The following is a 16,505-nucleotide window of genomic DNA, read 5'->3' on the forward strand; positions in this document are numbered from 1 at the left end:
TTAACCAATTTGGTCAACCAAAAATAGACATATAAATTAATAATCAAAGAAAGTAGAAGCATTTTTTTAATGAAATATTAGAAAAACACTTAATTTTATATGAAAATCAATAAAAAGTACTTAAAAAAAGTATCGATGCAATAATGTTTTTTCTAGAAAACTAACTTTATTTATTGCAATATGTATATAGATCTCTAAAATGATCCTTTAGATGCGCTACTGCTTTATCGGGATCTTTTTCTCGAATGGCATCAACAATATTTTGATGCTCTTTAATCAATAAATAGTTTTCTTCTTTATTACAGACTTTATTTTTTATGAAGTGACTTATGATTTCTGGAGTAATAATGAGCATTAGAGAATTGACAACACTATTATTACTTGCTTCAGCTAATTTAATATGAAACATCAAATCTTCTTCTACCGCATCTATTCCTTTTATGGCTTTTGCGCTGTAGGCTTCATGCGCTTTTTCTATTTCAATAATTTGTGCTTCAGTTCTTCTGGTAGCTGCTAATCTAACTGCATTTGTTTCTAGTATAATTCTCGTTTCAACTAGAGATTTGAAATCAGGTTTTTGTAATTGTAGAATATCAGACATCATACCGTTTAATGCCGTTACCCCAATATTTGAGATACGTGTACCACTTTGAGGGTATTTTTTAACTAACCCATAAAATTCTAACCGTTGAATGGCTTGCCTTAATTGATTACGACTAACTCCAAATTTTTGAGCAAGATCTCTTTCTGCCGGAAGACGATCCCCTGGCTCTAAATGTTTGGATACAATAAGTTCTTTTATCTTAGAAATAATGGTTTCTTCAACGTTTTCTTTGTTTTCCGGTATTTTTTCAATCTTTTCCATGAAATTCAAATTCGAATAGATATTAATTGGTTGACCATCTAAGTTAACCAAAAAAAAGTTTTTAGAAGCATTAGCCTAAATATTTATGTTTTCGTTAGAAATGAAGACTAAAAAAGTTACTCTAGTACTTGTGTCATTTACGAGGTGAAAAATAAGTATACACTCCTTTTGTAGGTTATTTTATATGTATCATGATAGGATATTTGTGTTGTAAAACTTGTAAATGTAAATGCTTTAAATTTTCACGTAACAAATTGATTATTTGATGATTATTTTTGGAATTTTTTACGAAAACGTTTGAGTTGTATTATAAAATTATTAATATTGTGTAAAATTGGTCAACCAATTTTTATAACACAAACTTTTATTAACGTTCTAATTTTTACAACATGAAAACTAAATCAGCAAATTTTAGAGAAGGCCCTTTTTTTAAATTCAGTACCCTACTATTTTTATCTACTTTTTTGATTACTTTATCTTGTGAGACAGAAGGGTTTGATAATGAAACTTCTGAACTTACGAATGAAAATGCAACAATTAAAGCCTTGATTACACCAGTAAGTGTATCTGCTAATGGGGATGATGGCAATGGTCCTGCAAATACTCTGGACGGAAATCTTAATACAAGATGGTCTTCAAAAGGATATACAGGAAAATACATTACTTATGATTTGGGATCTTCAAAGAATATATCTAGCCTTAAGGTCGCTTGGTACAAAGGAAATCAAAGAAAAGCTTTTTTTAAAATACGAGTGGGAAATTCAACGTCCAGTTTAAGCACAATATATGATGCTAAAAGCACTGGTAGTAGCGGAAATACTGCAGGTTTAGAAACATACAATTTTAATGCAGTAAGCGCTAGGTATGTTAGAATTTCTTGTTTTGGTAATTCTAGTAGCGCCTGGAATAGTATCACAGAAACCCAAATACATTCTTCGGGTAGTACACCACCACCTCCACCATCAGGAGGAAACTCTCCAGGAGATGTATTGGGACTTACTTCGAATACTTGGAAATTAAATTGTTTTACTGGTAACCCCGGGTCATCTGCAACATATAGGGATGATGTATTAGATGCTACGGGTGAGACTTTTAGTACATATGAAGATTCTAACTATTTCTATACTGATGGCGAATGGACATATTTTAAATGTTATAGAGGGTTGGGAGGTTCTGCAAATTCTAGTAACCCAAGAGTTGAATTAAGAGAGCTAACAAATGGTAATTTATCGAATTGGGATGCTAAAAATGGTAATAATACAATGACATGGACAGTTAGAGTAGATCAATTACCTAAAAGTAAAAGTGGGAAAGATGGAGTTCTATGTTTTGGGCAAATACATGGTCCCAGTAACACTGTTGATGATGTTATACGTGTACAATTTATAGGTGAACCTGATCAATCTTCAGGAAATGTGAGAATTAAAATTAGTGGTTATATCACCGAAGAAGTTCTGGGAGGAAGTAGAATTTTAAGTGGAACGTATAAATTAGACACGAGTTATACTTTTAAATTAGTGTATAATGATGGTTTAGTCGAACTTTTTGAAGGAGGTAATAGAATATTTAATCAACAAATGGATACCAGCACCGAAGGGAATTATTTTAAAGTTGGAAACTACCTGCAATCTGTAAAGGGAGCTTCTTATACAGGATCTCATGGGATTGTTAGAGTAAAAAATCTAAGTGTAACTCATTAATATAGGATTTCTTAGATTTTTTAAGGTAAAGAAAACGGAAAGTCAAGGCTTTCCGTTTTTTTATTTGTATATATCATAAATTTTTAGGTCTTATTTTATGAAAATCGCATTTTTATAAAATTTTATGAATCATATTATAAGTGGTATTCAGTTTTTATGTAATATTGCACTATCTAGTTAACGAAAGGGGCTACGGCCGACGATTTAGAGTTACTATTATGAAAACGGCAAATTTTATTTATTCAGAAGTACATGTTCAATCTTTGAACCTATTAGGTAATTTTAATATACCTACACGCCGCTTTCGTCGCCCCTTGGGGGTCTAATTTTCTTTTGAAGTAGGTGCGTCCTACTTCCCCTGGAGACATCCAATGATTTAGAAAAGAGTGATAAAGAGTTCTTTATTTAAGAATTCAATATTAGCTATATGTATTTCTAAATTATACTACGGATACCATTAAATCAAATTCAATTTTAATTATCAAAACTTTTTGATAAGCGGAAATACGTTTATGAAACAGGTACATATTGTAATAGCTAATAATAGTCATCTTCATCATGCTCAAGAAATATGTGAAGTAATATCCGGTTCGGCAAAAGTAAGAGGAACGGGTATTGCCAAGCGTACTCCAGAGTATGTACAAACCAAGATGAATAACGGAAATGCAATTATTGCGTTATCCGGCGATCAATTTGCAGGTTTTTGTTATATCGAAGTATGGGGGCATGAGAAATATGTTGCTCATTCTGGGTTGATAGTACATCCAGATTTTAGAAATCAGGGATTGGCAAAAAAAATAAAAGAATTTACATTCAATTATTCTTTATCAAAATATCCAGCATCCAAAGTATTCGGAATAACAACAGGCTTGGCAGTGATGAAAATAAATTCTGATTTGGGTTATAAACCAGTTACATTTTCAGAACTCACTGATGATCCCAAGTTTTGGGCAGGGTGCAGGACTTGTACCAATTATGATATTCTAACATCAAAAGATCATAAAATGTGCCTTTGTACAGGAATGTTATATGATCCAAATAAGAAAAGAAAGAAAAAGGAAAAGTGGTACAACAAAAAAGTACTTAAAAGATTAAAAAATATCAAGCAGACTATGCTTACAACCAATAAACAATTATTACTATGGAAAAAGTAGTACTGGCATATAGTGGGGGCCTAGACACCTCATATTGCGTAAAATATCTAATTCATGAACAAAACTTGGAGGTTCATACGATATTAGTGAATACCGGAGGATTTTCTGAAAGAGAATTAGAAGAAACAGAAAAGAGAGCATATGAATTGGGAAGTACTTCTCATATTAATAAAACTATTTTAGATGAATTTTATCAAAAGGCAATTAAATACTTAATTTTTGGTAATGTATTAAAGAATAACACTTATCCTCTTTCGGTAAGTGCAGAGAGAATTTTTCAGGCTATTGAAGTAATTAATTACGCCAAGAAAGTGGGAGCAAAATATATTGCCCATGGTAGTACTGGAGCGGGTAATGATCAGATACGATTTGATGTCATTTTTCAGACTTTAGCTCCAGAAATTCAGATCATTACGCCAATAAGAGATTTAAAATTATCTAGACAAGCAGAGGTAGATTACCTCGAAACACATGGTGTGCACTATAGTTGGGAAAAAGCTCAATATTCTATAAACAAAGGCATATGGGGTACAAGTGTAGGAGGAAAAGAGACCTTGACTTCGCATGATGCTTTACCAGACACGGCTTATCCAAGTCAATTGCAAAAAGATAAAGAAGAAATAATTACTCTCAATTTTGAAAAAGGAGAACTCATAGGTCTAGATGGTATTATAGATGATCCTGTAAGGAATATTCAAAAGCTTGAAGAATTGGCGAGTGCTTTTGCTATTGGAAGAGATATTCATGTTGGAGATACTATTATAGGTATTAAAGGAAGAGTAGGGTTTGAGGCGGCTGCCCCTATGGTAATTATTAAAGCACATCATTTATTAGAAAAACATGTACTCACCAAATGGCAACAATACTGGAAAGAACAGCTTGCTAATTGGTATGGGATGTTATTGCACGAAGGAAATTATCTAGATCCGGTAATGAGAAACATTGAAGTATTTATGGAGGATTCGCAAAAGTCTGTTACCGGTAATGTTCGTATAAAATTAAAGCCATATCATTTTATATTGGAAGGAATTGAATCTGATTTTGATATGATGAAATCTGATTTTGGTCAATATGGAGAAATGAATAACTCTTGGACATCAGATGATGCTAAGGGATTTATTAAAATCTATGGCAATGCTAATAAAATATATCATAACGTAAATCCAGGAAAATGAATATTAAGGTAGGTATTATAGGAGGATCAGGATATACAGCTGGTGAATTGTTAAGGTTATTGATACATCATCCAAATGTAGAATTAAACTTTGTGTTTAGTACTACAAATGCGGGGAAATTGATCTATGATCAACACCCAGATTTAGTAGGAGAAACAACACTTAAATTTACTGATAAGATAAATCCAGAGGTAGATGTATTATTTCTTTGCTTGGGTCACGGAAGGTCTAAATCATTTTTAGAAACATATAATTTTTCCGAAACTACTAAAATCATTGATTTAGGTAATGATTTTAGATTAGACAAAGATCAAAACTTTCAGAATAGAGATTTTGTATATGGTCTTCCCGAATTGCAAAAACAAAAAATCAAATCTGCTCAAAATATAGCAAATCCAGGGTGCTTTGCCACAGCAATTCAAATTGGATTATTACCATTGGCAAATGCAGGTAAATTAAACAATGCCGTACATATAAATGCTACTACTGGTAGCACAGGTGCAGGAGTCATGCCCGGAGGTACAACGCATTTTAGTTGGAGAGATAATAATTTTTCTAGTTATAAAGTGTTTACGCATCAACATTTGGATGAGATTGAACAAAGTATCAAAAGGTTACAAACTGATTTTGATACTCCAATTTTCTTTATCCCAAATAGAGGAAACTTCAGTAAAGGGATTTATGCAACTATGTATACGCAGTATAATGATAGTGAAAAGGATGCTATTCAATTGTTTAAGAAGTTTTATGACAATGCAGAATTTACTGTAGTCTCAGACAGTGAAATTCATCTCAAACAAGTAGTAAACACCAACAAATGTGTTCTTCATATTTGTAAAAAAAATAACATGCTTTTGGTCACCTCCGTGATTGACAATTTAATCAAAGGAGCATCAGGGCAAGCCATTCATAACATGAATCTCATGTTTGGATTAAATGAAAAAACAGGATTAGCACTAAAAGCCAGTGCGTTCTAAAAAAGAAATACAATGAACAAAATAACAATTATAGGAGGGGGTAATTTGGGTAAATCCATAATATCTGGATTAGCGGATAGTGAGCTCTTCAAAGCAAAAGATATAACCGTAGTTGATAAATCGAAATACAACTTAAAGGAGGTTGAAGAAAAGCCAGGAGTTCATACTTCGCAAAATAGTATTGAATCTATTAAAGGAGTGCGATGGATTATTCTGTGTGTGCAACCTAGACAGTTAGATGCTGTTTTGCAAGAGATTAAAGATGTAGTGACTTCAGAACAAATTCTTATTTCTACGGTAACGGGAACATCTATTACCGAGATTAATGCCGTAGTACCTAATAATAAGGTGGTTAGGGTTATGCCAAATACAGGAGCTTCAAAAAAACTCTCTATGACTTGTATTGCTGCTAATGAGGATGTTAAAGAAGAATTAGCTATGGTAGAAAAAATGTTTGATACCATTGGTAAAACTTTGGTGATCGAAGAAAGGTTGATGCAAGCGGCAACAGTACTAGGCGCAAGTGGTATAGCGTTTTTTCTTAGATTTTTAAGAGCGATGATACAAGGAGGAATACAAATGGGGTTTCATCCCCATGAAGCACAAATTATCGCCGTACAAACTGCAATAGGTGCCGCTACCTTGGTGGCAAAAAATGGAACTCACCCAGAACGAGAAATCGATAAAGTAACTACCCCACAAGGATGCACCATTGAAGGTCTAAATGAAATGGAACATCAAGGGTTAAGTTCATCGGTTATAAAAGGAGTAATGGCTTCTTATGAAAAAATTAATACTATAAAATAGTTGGTTGTTTTTAAGTTGTTGATGGGTATAAACTGTCAATTCAAAATAGCAATCAAACAAGAACAAATATTATGAAACTATTCGATGTATACCCCTTATATGATGTAGAGCCGGTAAGAGCTTATGATAGTACTGTTATTGATAAAAAAGGTGTTGATTACCTTGATTTATACGGTGGTCATGCTGTAATTTCTATTGGCCATGCACATCCTCATTATGTGAAAAAAATAAAAGAGCAAGTAGATAAGATTGGTTTTTACTCTAATGCTGTTCAAAATAATTTACAACAGCAATTAGCGCAAAAACTTGGAGAATTATCTGGATATGAAAGTTATCAATTGTTTTTATGTAACTCGGGAGCAGAAGCAAATGAAAATGCTTTAAAATTGGCTTCTTTTCAAACAGGTAAATCAAGAGTAATTGCTTTTAGAAATGGATTTCACGGTAGAACATCAGCGGCAGTGGCGGCTACGGATAATGATAAAATTAATGCTCCTTTAAATAAACAACAAAACGTAACATTTTTACCTCTAAATGAATTAAGTCTAGTTGAAAAAGAATTCAAAAAAGGTGATGTATGTGCAGTGATTATTGAACCTATCCAAGGAGTAGGTGGCTTAGATGAAGGTACTACGGATTTTTTTAAAGGATTAGAAGTTCTATGTCATGAGCATGGTGTTGTTTTGATTTTGGATGAGATTCAATCTGGATATGGAAGGACAGGAAAATTCTTTGCGCATCAATATCATGGGATAACTCCAGATATTATTTCTGTGGCCAAAGGAATGGGTAATGGCTTCCCTATTGGGGGTATTATGATAGCTCCTCACATTAAACCTAGTTACGGATTGTTAGGGACTACTTTTGGAGGAAATCATTTGGCATGTGCGGCTGCATTATCTGTTTTGGAAGTCCTAGAAATTGAAAATTTGATAGATAATGCAAAGCAAACTGGGGAGTATTTTATGTCTTACGCCGCAAACATTCCAGGTGTAAAAAAAGTAAAAGGGAGAGGGTTGATGCTAGGGTTAGAATTTGATTTTGAAGTAGCTGATTTGCGTAAGAAACTAATTTATGATGAACATATATTTACTGGTGGCGCAATGAATAAAAACTTGTTACGAATTCTTCCTCCACTTGGTATAGGTAAAAAAGAAATAGATCAGTTTATAAAGGCATTGCAAAATGTTTTGGTAGTAGAAAATGTATAATAATGAAAATCTTAAATGGATTAAAAGTGATTTCGTAATGAACGCAATCCAAACCAAAATTCCATTTTAGAAGAATAGCTAATGTAATGTACAATGAATAATTATTTTTCGATACAAGATATAGATTGTCTTAATGAATGGATAAAAGATGCTATCAAGGTAAAAAACGAACCTTTGGCATACAAAACATTGGGAGAAGATAAAACAATAGGATTACTGTTTTTTAATCCAAGTTTACGTACGCGTTTAAGTACTCAAAAGGCTGCTTTGAATTTGGGAATGAATGTTATGGTGATGAGTTTTACTGATCAAGGATGGTCGTTAGAATATGGAGACGGAATTGTTATGGATCAAGGAAACTCTGAACATATTAAGGAAGCAGCACAAGTAGTATCTCAATATTGTGATGTTTTGGCAATTCGAGCTTTTGCAAAACTAGAAAATAGAGAGGATGATTATAGCGAAAAAGTATTAAAAAGTTTTATCAAATACGCCTCGGTACCCGTTGTAAATATGGAAAGTGCTACAAATCATCCATTACAGGCATTAACCGATGCAATTACGATTACAGAATATCAAAAAACAGATAAACCAAAGGTTGTATTATCATGGGCACCGCATCCAAAGGCTTTGCCCCAGGCTGTTGCTAATTCATTTGTAGAAATGATGCAACGAATGGACGCAGATTTTGTAATTACCCACCCTAAGGGATATGAGTTAGCCAGTCAGATTACTAAAGAGGTGCCCATTGATTACAACCAAGAAAATGCTTTAAAAGATGCCGATTTTGTATATGTGAAAAATTGGAGTTCTTATGAAAAATATGGAGAAATACTGCATGAAGATTCAGAGTGGAAAATTACAGGAGAAAAGATGAGCATAACGAATGATGCAAAGTTTATGCACTGCTTACCAGTAAGAAGAAATGTAGTGGTGGATGATATTGTTATAGATAGCCCAAATTCGATTGTTATTGAGCAGGCTAATAACAGAACCTATGCAGCGCAATTAGTATTAAAGAAAATTCTTGAAAAAGTTTAAAAAATGAAAAAACCAAAATTACTTGTGGCCAAGATAGGAGGTAATATTATAGAAAACCAAGAAGCTTTGGATTCGTTCTTACAAGATTTCTCTAAGATTAGTGAACCAAAAATTTTGGTTCATGGCGGAGGTAAATCGGCTACTCATATGGCAAACAAATTGGGTGTTAAAACAGAAATGATAGATGGTAGAAGAATCACTTCTGCCCAGAACTTAGATATTGTGATCATGACCTATGCAGGTTTGTTAAATAAGACTATTGTTTCTGGCCTACAAAAAAACAATTGTAATGCTCTAGGTTTAACTGGATCTGATGCTAATATCATTGAGGCAGAAAAAAGACCCGTACAATTTATTGATTATGGGTATGTAGGAGACATAACCAAAGTAAATGATGAGGTAATAAAAGGTTTTTTGGAATTAGGAATCACTCCGATTTTTTGTGCAGTTACTCATGACGGTAATGGACAATTACTAAATACTAATGCCGATACAATTGCATCTGAAATAGCATCAGCTATGAGTAGTAATTATGAAGTATCTCTTTTTTATTGTTTTGAGTTAAAAGGAGTTTTAGAAAATATTAATGATAAAGATTCTGTAATCGAACACATTGATCTAGAGAAATATTCAAAATTAAGAGATAAAGATATCATTGCAGACGGGATGCTACCTAAGCTTCAAAACTGTTTTAATGCATTGCATAAAAATGTAAATAAAGTGCATATAGCTAATGCCGATTTTATAAAAGATCATACAATTAAACATACAACACTGAGTCTATAGAATATTATGATACAAGAATTAACAACCGAAGCAATATCACTTTTAAACAAATTAATTGAGACTCCATCTTTTTCTTCAGAAGAGGATAAAACTGCTCAATGGATTGAAAATTGGTTTATGAAGTATGATATTTCTTTTGAAAGAGAAAACAATAATATTTGGGCTTATAATAAATATTTTGATGAGTCTAAATCGACTATTTTATTAAACTCTCATCATGATACAGTAAAACCTAATGGTAATTATACAAATGATCCCTTTAAAGCTTTTATCCAAGATGAGAAACTATATGGCTTAGGCAGTAATGATGCAGGAGGATGTTTGGTTTCTTTACTGGCAACATTTACACATTTCTATAGTAAGAAAGATTTAAAATACAATTTTGTGATAGTGGCTTCTGCAGAAGAGGAGAGTAGTGGGCCTTTAGGGTTAAAAAGCGTATTAAAATATTTGAAAAATGTGGAGTTTGGTATTGTTGGCGAACCTACATTAATGCAGTTGGCAGTTGCCGAGAAAGGTCTATTAGTATTAGATGTTTCGGTAAAAGGGACAGCTAGCCATGCTGCACATCCAAATAATGATAATTCGATCTATAATGCAATTAGAGTAATAGAATGGTTCGAAACGTTTGAGTTCGAAAAAAACTCAGAAACTTTAGGAAAGGTTAAAATGACAGTGACTCAAGTAAATGCAGGTAAACAACATAATGTAGTACCTGCTCATTGTGACTTGGTAATAGACATAAGAGTAAATGATAAGTATCATAACGAAGAGATTTTGAGTGTAGTAAGAGAAGCAATGCCAAAAGGCGTAGAAATAAAACCAAGGTCATTGCATTTAGGTTCCTCGTCAATACCGATAGGTCATCCAATTGTACAATCTGGTATCAAGTTGGGTAGAAAAACCTATGGCTCACCTACCTTATCTGATCAATCAGTATTGAGCTGCCCTTCGTTAAAATTAGGCCCTGGAGATTCTACTAGATCTCACTCTGCAGATGAATTTATTTATGTGAATGAAATTAAAGAGGGTGTAGAATTATATATTAAAATTTTAGAAAACATAGTATAAGCAAGTATACTAATATACAATAAGAACAACATGAAACTTTGGGATAAAGGATTACCAACAGATCAAAAAATAGATATGTTTACCGTAGGTAATGACAGGCAACTGGATTTGGTAATTGCCAGATACGATGTACAGGCAACATTGGCACATGCCAAAATGCTATATAGTATAAACTTACTTTCAGAAAAAGATATTATTGCAATTGAAACAGTACTTAATGATTTGAAAAACCAAATTGAAAAAGGCACTTTTGTAATCGAAGATGAATTTGAAGATGTACATTCTAAGATTGAATTTGAATTAATTCATAAAATTGGTGATGCAGGAAAGAGAATTCATACTGCAAGATCGCGTAATGATCAGGTATTGGTAGCGATGCATCTATATCTAAAAGAAGAATTAACTCAAATAAAATCTATGGTAAAGGAGCTATCTCAAAACCTTTTGGTAGCTTCAGAGAAGTACAAAAATGTTTTATTACCTGGCTATACTCATCTTCAAGTAGCTATGCCATCATCATTTGGGTTATGGTTTTCGGCATATGCAGAGAGTTTTGTAGATGATCTATATTTTGTTAATGCTGGATTAAAAGTGATAGATCAAAATCCATTGGGGAGTGCAGCTGGTTATGGAAGTTCTTTTCCTATTGATAGAGAATTTACAACAAAAGAACTAGGATTCGAAACCTTAAAATACAATGTTGTGGCTGCACAAATGAGTAGAGGTAAATCCGAAAAATCTGCTGCCTTTGCGCTAAGTAGTGTAGCTGGCACATTGTCTAAGCTCGCTATGGATATATGTCTATACATGAGTCAGAATTTTGATTTCATGACGATCCCTTCCAAGTTGACTACGGGATCGAGTATTATGCCGCATAAAAAAAACCCAGATGTTTTTGAATTGATAAGAGGGAAATGTAATAAAATTCAAGCATTGCCATATGAACTTACCCTTTTAACCAATAACCTTCCCAGCGGATATCATAGAGATTTACAATTACTAAAAGAAGGTATCATTCCCGCTATTCAAAACTTAAAAGGATCTTTAGAAATGGCCATATATGCGTTGCCACAAATCCAAGTAAATAAAGATATACTAAGCGATCCTAAGTACGATTATTTATTTAGTGTTGATACATTAAACGAATTAGTAATGCAAGGGATGTCATTTAGAGATGCTTATGTTAAAATAGGAAAGGACATTGAAAAAGGGATATATAAACCAGAAAAAGGCACAAAACATACTCATATAGGTAGTATTAATAATTTATGCCTTGAACATATAGAAGAGAAGCTGAAACAGATTTAATTGAGTGTAAGTTGAGTTAGTTTAATTTTTTAGTTTCGGCCTAGACCCTCAGAGGAGTTGTTAACCGCTGGGGGTTGTTTTTTTATACTTTAATAAGCAGTACCTTGATATAAAATTGAAGAATATGAAAATAACCTGTTTCGGAGAAGTGTTGTGGGATATATTTCCAGAACATAAAAAGATAGGTGGAGCACCACTTAATGTTGCTTTACGGTTACATTCTATGGGGATTGATTCGTCAATTATCACAAGAATAGGAGATGATACTTTGGGCGCAAATATTTTGGCTTATATTGAAGAACGAGGTATGCCTATTCATACTTTTCAAAAAGACAAAACATATAAAACAGGTGAAGTTCAAGTATTGCTTGATAATGATAATACAGCTACTTATGATATAAGTAAACCAGTGGCATGGGATTTTATCGAATGTTCAGATGTTCTTTTGAATGAGGTAGCACAATCAGATGCCTTTATATTCGGAAGTTTGTCCAGTAGAAATGAAGTTTCGAGAAAGACTCTGTTTCAACTTTTGGATAAAGCAACGTATAAGATATTAGATGTAAACTTAAGACCACCTCATTATAATGTAAAATTACTTTCACAATTAATGAGAAGTGCCAATTTTATAAAATTAAATGAGGAGGAGGTAGACGAACTATGTGCTGATTTTCATATTAAAGAAACCTTATTTCTTGATAAAATTTATGCTATTGCAACATATACACAGACGGATCAGATATGTGTAACTCGAGGTGAAAAAGGAGCAACCTTATTTTTTGAGAATAATTTTTATCACAATAATGGTTATGCAATAAAAGTAGTTGATACCGTGGGTGCAGGAGATTCTTTTCTTGCCACATTAATTTCTGAATTAATCCAAGGTAATTTACCTCAAATAGCTATTGATTATGCTTGTGCTGTAGGCGCCATGGTTGCAGCTTCAGAAGGAGCGAATACAATATTTACACAAAAAGAAGTGATAGATTTTATACGCAAGCATATCTAATTTTTAATCGGTATCTTTAATAAGATCACACAACTTATAATTTCGGTATGGCAATGAACAAAATTAAACGTAGACAAGCATTAAAAAACATAGCGCTTGGAGTTGGCGCAATGAGTATAGGGCCGTCTGTTTTTGGACAAGATCCCAATGATAATTTAGAAAACCTAGAGTATAACTTACCAAAAAAATTAAAGGGTAACTTAAATCATTCTGCATGTAGGTGGTGTTATCAGAAAATCCCATTGATGGAATTTGCTAAAAAAGGAAAAGAAATAGGACTTAAAGGAATTGATTTATTAAAACCTGACGAATGGAAAATAGTACAAGATCATGGGCTTGAATGCTCATTGGCTACAGATAGTTTTGCAAGTTTAACAGATGGATTTAATAGTCCAAAAAACCATGAAAATTTACAAAACCATTACATTGATCTCATTTCTAAAGCATCAAATTCAGGTATAAAACAGGTAATAGTTTTTTCGGGAAATAGAAATGGAATTTCAGAAGAAGAGGGTTTAGAAAATTGTGCAAAAGGGTTGGATGATCTTGTAAAACATGCAGCAAAAAAGAATGTAACTTTAGTAATGGAATTGCTTAATAGTAAAGTAGACCATAAAGATTACCAATGTGATCGCACACCTTGGGGTGTTGCTTTGGTTGATAAAATTGGCTCTTCCAATTTTAAACTATTATACGATATTTATCATATGCAAATTATGGAAGGTGATATTATTGCAACGATTAGAAAATATCATACGTATATAAATCATTATCATACAGGAGGTGTTCCTGGTAGAAATGAAATAAATGATCATCAAGAACTTAATTACCCTGCAATTATGCAAGCAATTGTTGATATTGGTTTTAAGGGATATATTGCTCAGGAGTTCATTCCTACCTACGATGATAAACTTTCGGCTTTACAAGAAGGAATCTCTATTTGTGATGTATGATTATTAAGGGACCAGACTCTTGATATCACTAATGACATCTATATTGTGTCTTAGATTAGCATAAAGTATAAATAGAATAAAAACTGCTATGGTGAAACCCAATAAAGTCCCATTTTTATTACTCGACATTTTTTTAGAAGTTTTCATATATGCCTTTGATAATTTTTTTGTGTACTTGGTTACCAAAGCAAATGCAGGAGCAAAAATTAAAACAACGATTATCATATCAATTAATACCAAAATGTATCCTTGCTGATTCACATGCTCTTTTACGTACTTTATAATGTATTCATTAATCAAAGCTGCACATAGAACAGCCACGGCATATATTGCATATTTGGTAGTTTGTCGATTACTCATAATAATAGGGGGCTTTTTTACGTAAAACGATTCGTATAATTTAATTGTCTCCCAAGGTAAAATCTTATATTTGATATTCAAAGAAAAGATACTTTTTTGAAAAATAAAATAAGAAGAAATTAAAGCCATATTTAATGAGTAATTATCACATAAAGCATCTAGAAGAGTATTATCAGGTTTATCGAAAATCGGTAAGAGATCCAGAAACATTTTGGGCCGAAATAGCCGAAGAACATTTTATGTGGCATAAGAAATGGAATGATGTGTTGAGCTGGGATTTTACAAAACCTGAAATCAAATGGTTTGAAGGAGCAAAACTTAATATTACTGAAAACTGTATTGATAGACATCTTCAAAATAGAGGGCATAAAACGGCTATTCTTTTTGAACCAAATGACCCTAATGAAGATGCACAACATATAACCTACAAACAATTACATGAACGTGTATGTAAATTCGCAAATGTACTTAAAGCACAAGGTGTTCAAAAAGGAGATAGGGTGTGTATATATTTGCCAATGATACCAGAATTGGCAGTGTCTGTATTGGCTTGTGCAAGAATTGGAGCCGTTCATTCGGTGGTTTTTGCTGGTTTTTCGGCAACCGCATTAGCAACTAGAATTAATGATTGTGATGCTACTATGGTGATAACCTCGGATGGATCGTATAGAGGAGCAAAAACCATTGACCTTAAAGGTATTGTTGATGATGCTTTAGAAAATTGCCCAGGAATTAAATCCGTTTTGGTGGCCAAACGAATCAATATAGATATTAATATGAAACCAGAACGAGATCATTGGTTACAACCTTTACTTGATAATGCTGATAAAGATTGTTTACCAGAGATTATGGATGCTGAAGATCCATTATTTATCTTATATACTTCAGGATCTACAGGAATGCCAAAAGGAATGTTGCATACTACAGCAGGTTATATGGTGTATACTGCATATACTTTTAAGAATGTATTTCAGTATCAAGAAGACGATATTTATTGGTGTACTGCCGATATCGGTTGGATTACAGGACATTCGTATATAGTTTACGGCCCCTTGGCTAATGGTGCTACAACTGTGATGTTTGAGGGAGTACCTTCTTATCCAGATTTTGGACGGTTTTGGGATATCGTCCAAAAACATAAAATCACACAATTTTATACGGCACCTACGGCAATAAGAGCATTGGCCAAAGAAAACCTTGATTATGTTACCAATCGAGATCTTTCCAGCCTTAAAATATTGGGGACAGTAGGAGAACCAATTAATGAAGAAGCATGGCATTGGTATAATGATCATGTGGGTGAAAAAAAGAGTCCTATTGTAGATACTTGGTGGCAAACCGAAACTGGGGGGATTATGATTTCACCTATACCATATTCAACCCCTACTAAACCCACATATGCCACTTTACCAATGCCTGGGATACAACCAGCTTTAATGGATGAGAATGGTCTTGAAATAAAAGGAAATCAAGTGGATGGTCGTTTATGTATTAAATTCCCTTGGCCATCGATGGCAAGAACTATTTGGGGAAATCATCAACGCTATAAGGACACTTACTTTTCGGCTTTCGAAAATAAGTACTTCACAGGAGATGGAGCATTGCGTGATGAGGTGGGATATTATAGAATTACGGGTAGAGTAGATGATGTAATCATCGTTTCTGGACATAATTTAGGTACGGCTCCTATCGAGGATGCTATTAATGAGCATCCTGCAGTGGCCGAATCTGCAATAGTAGGTTTCCCTCATGATATCAAAGGAAATGCTTTGTATGGGTATATTATCTTAAAAGAAACTGGAGAAAACCGTGATCGCAATAATTTAAGTCAAGAGGTAAATCAACAAATAACAGAGCGTATTGGCCCAATCGCAAAATTAGATAAAATACAATTTGTACCAGGATTACCCAAAACACGTAGTGGTAAAATTATGAGACGTATTTTACGTAAAATCGCATCTAATGACACAAGTAATCTTGGGGATACGAGTACTTTACTAAATCCAGAAGTAGTACAGGAAATTATAGATAAAGCATTATAGGGATTATTGAACAATAAACTCAATAGAGTACAAAGAAGCGCTTTTA

The 16,505-nt window shown here is 33.2% G+C and carries 15 protein-coding genes; 13 read left to right on the forward strand and 2 right to left on the reverse strand.

What is annotated here, in order from left to right; translation table 11 throughout:
- Nucleotides 1-166: 166 nt before the first annotated feature.
- Entirely contained in the window at nt 167-865 is a 699-nt protein-coding gene (locus DK508_RS02210) for a FadR/GntR family transcriptional regulator (protein ID WP_109299109.1), read from the reverse strand.
- 389 nt (nt 866-1,254) lie between these two features.
- Between DK508_RS02210 and DK508_RS02215 the strand changes: the two genes are divergently transcribed.
- From DK508_RS02215 to DK508_RS02270, 12 genes are all read left to right on the forward strand, one after another.
- The gene (locus DK508_RS02215) at nt 1,255-2,565 is read left to right on the forward strand and encodes a polysaccharide lyase family 7 protein (RefSeq protein ID WP_109299110.1); all 1,311 of its coding nucleotides are present in this window, start codon (nt 1,255-1,257) and stop codon (nt 2,563-2,565) included.
- A gap of 512 nt (nt 2,566-3,077) precedes the next feature.
- Nucleotides 3,078-3,719, forward strand: coding sequence for a GNAT family N-acetyltransferase (locus DK508_RS02220; protein ID WP_109299111.1), 642 nt, complete (start codon nt 3,078-3,080; stop codon nt 3,717-3,719).
- On the forward strand, nt 3,707-4,894 hold the full coding sequence (locus tag DK508_RS02225; RefSeq protein WP_109299112.1) for an argininosuccinate synthase: 1,188 nt from the start codon (nt 3,707-3,709) through the stop codon (nt 4,892-4,894). Before DK508_RS02220 ends, DK508_RS02225 begins: the two co-directional genes overlap by 13 nt.
- The gene (gene argC / locus DK508_RS02230; protein WP_109299113.1) at nt 4,891-5,871 is read left to right on the forward strand and encodes an N-acetyl-gamma-glutamyl-phosphate reductase; all 981 of its coding nucleotides are present in this window, start codon (nt 4,891-4,893) and stop codon (nt 5,869-5,871) included. Before DK508_RS02225 ends, argC begins: the two co-directional genes overlap by 4 nt.
- Before the next feature lie 12 nt (nt 5,872-5,883).
- The gene (gene proC, locus DK508_RS02235; RefSeq protein WP_109299114.1) at nt 5,884-6,678 is read left to right on the forward strand and encodes a pyrroline-5-carboxylate reductase; all 795 of its coding nucleotides are present in this window, start codon (nt 5,884-5,886) and stop codon (nt 6,676-6,678) included.
- 71 nt (nt 6,679-6,749) lie between these two features.
- Nucleotides 6,750-7,889 carry an aspartate aminotransferase family protein gene (locus DK508_RS02240; protein ID WP_109299115.1) on the forward strand — a complete coding sequence of 380 codons (1,140 nt, stop codon included), beginning with the start codon at nt 6,750-6,752 and terminating at the stop codon, nt 7,887-7,889.
- A gap of 93 nt (nt 7,890-7,982) precedes the next feature.
- On the forward strand, nt 7,983-8,930 hold the full coding sequence (locus DK508_RS02245) for an N-acetylornithine carbamoyltransferase (protein ID WP_109299116.1): 948 nt from the start codon (nt 7,983-7,985) through the stop codon (nt 8,928-8,930).
- Between the two features lie 3 nt (nt 8,931-8,933).
- Nucleotides 8,934-9,716, forward strand: coding sequence for an acetylglutamate kinase (argB, locus tag DK508_RS02250; RefSeq protein ID WP_109299117.1), 783 nt, complete (start codon nt 8,934-8,936; stop codon nt 9,714-9,716).
- A gap of 6 nt (nt 9,717-9,722) precedes the next feature.
- The gene (locus DK508_RS02255; RefSeq protein ID WP_109299118.1) at nt 9,723-10,787 is read left to right on the forward strand and encodes a M20 family metallo-hydrolase; all 1,065 of its coding nucleotides are present in this window, start codon (nt 9,723-9,725) and stop codon (nt 10,785-10,787) included.
- Between the two features lie 30 nt (nt 10,788-10,817).
- Nucleotides 10,818-12,095: an argininosuccinate lyase gene (gene argH / locus DK508_RS02260; protein ID WP_109299119.1), complete on the forward strand. Its 1,278-nt coding sequence runs from the start codon at nt 10,818-10,820 to the stop codon at nt 12,093-12,095.
- Nucleotides 12,096-12,219: 124 nt separating this feature from the next.
- On the forward strand, nt 12,220-13,104 hold the full coding sequence (locus DK508_RS02265; RefSeq protein WP_109299120.1) for a carbohydrate kinase: 885 nt from the start codon (nt 12,220-12,222) through the stop codon (nt 13,102-13,104).
- A 53-nt stretch (nt 13,105-13,157) separates the two neighbouring features.
- A complete protein-coding gene (locus DK508_RS02270) occupies nt 13,158-14,057 on the forward strand; it encodes a hydroxypyruvate isomerase family protein (RefSeq protein WP_370443811.1) in 900 nt (299 codons plus the stop codon).
- A gap of 3 nt (nt 14,058-14,060) precedes the next feature.
- Here the strand turns inward: DK508_RS02270 and DK508_RS02275 are convergent, their stop codons facing one another.
- Nucleotides 14,061-14,417 (reverse strand): hypothetical protein, encoded by a 357-nt coding sequence (locus DK508_RS02275; protein WP_160114527.1) that lies wholly within the window; start codon nt 14,415-14,417, stop codon nt 14,061-14,063.
- A 134-nt stretch (nt 14,418-14,551) separates the two neighbouring features.
- On the opposite strand from DK508_RS02275, the gene acs reads away from it, so the two are divergent.
- Complete coding sequence (gene acs / locus DK508_RS02280; protein WP_109299123.1) at nt 14,552-16,459, forward strand: acetate--CoA ligase; 1,908 nt, start codon at nt 14,552-14,554, stop codon at nt 16,457-16,459.
- Nucleotides 16,460-16,505 lie beyond the last annotated feature (46 nt).

Origin of the sequence: Aquimarina sp. AU474, assembly GCF_900312815.1 — a bacterium.
In the GTDB taxonomy this organism is placed as follows: domain Bacteria; phylum Bacteroidota; class Bacteroidia; order Flavobacteriales; family Flavobacteriaceae; genus Aquimarina.

Bases quoted from the DNA above. Each gene is read 5' to 3' on its own strand.
- DK508_RS02270 (WP_370443811.1), top strand. From the start codon at position 13,158: ATGAACAAAATTAAACGTAGACAAGCATTAAAAAACATAGCGCTTGGA.
- argH (WP_109299119.1), top strand. From the start codon at position 10,818: ATGAAACTTTGGGATAAAGGATTACCAACAGATCAAAAAATAGATATG.
- argB (WP_109299117.1), top strand. From the start codon at position 8,934: ATGAAAAAACCAAAATTACTTGTGGCCAAGATAGGAGGTAATATTATA.
- DK508_RS02215 (WP_109299110.1), top strand. From the start codon at position 1,255: ATGAAAACTAAATCAGCAAATTTTAGAGAAGGCCCTTTTTTTAAATTC.
- acs (WP_109299123.1), top strand. From the start codon at position 14,552: ATGAGTAATTATCACATAAAGCATCTAGAAGAGTATTATCAGGTTTAT.
- DK508_RS02240 (WP_109299115.1), top strand. From the start codon at position 6,750: ATGAAACTATTCGATGTATACCCCTTATATGATGTAGAGCCGGTAAGA.
- DK508_RS02225 (WP_109299112.1), top strand. From the start codon at position 3,707: ATGGAAAAAGTAGTACTGGCATATAGTGGGGGCCTAGACACCTCATAT.
- DK508_RS02255 (WP_109299118.1), top strand. From the start codon at position 9,723: ATGATACAAGAATTAACAACCGAAGCAATATCACTTTTAAACAAATTA.
- proC (WP_109299114.1), top strand. From the start codon at position 5,884: ATGAACAAAATAACAATTATAGGAGGGGGTAATTTGGGTAAATCCATA.
- DK508_RS02210 (WP_109299109.1), bottom strand. From the start codon at position 865: ATGGAAAAGATTGAAAAAATACCGGAAAACAAAGAAAACGTTGAAGAA.
- DK508_RS02275 (WP_160114527.1), bottom strand. From the start codon at position 14,417: ATGAGTAATCGACAAACTACCAAATATGCAATATATGCCGTGGCTGTT.
- argC (WP_109299113.1), top strand. From the start codon at position 4,891: ATGAATATTAAGGTAGGTATTATAGGAGGATCAGGATATACAGCTGGT.
- DK508_RS02245 (WP_109299116.1), top strand. From the start codon at position 7,983: ATGAATAATTATTTTTCGATACAAGATATAGATTGTCTTAATGAATGG.
- DK508_RS02265 (WP_109299120.1), top strand. From the start codon at position 12,220: ATGAAAATAACCTGTTTCGGAGAAGTGTTGTGGGATATATTTCCAGAA.
- DK508_RS02220 (WP_109299111.1), top strand. From the start codon at position 3,078: ATGAAACAGGTACATATTGTAATAGCTAATAATAGTCATCTTCATCAT.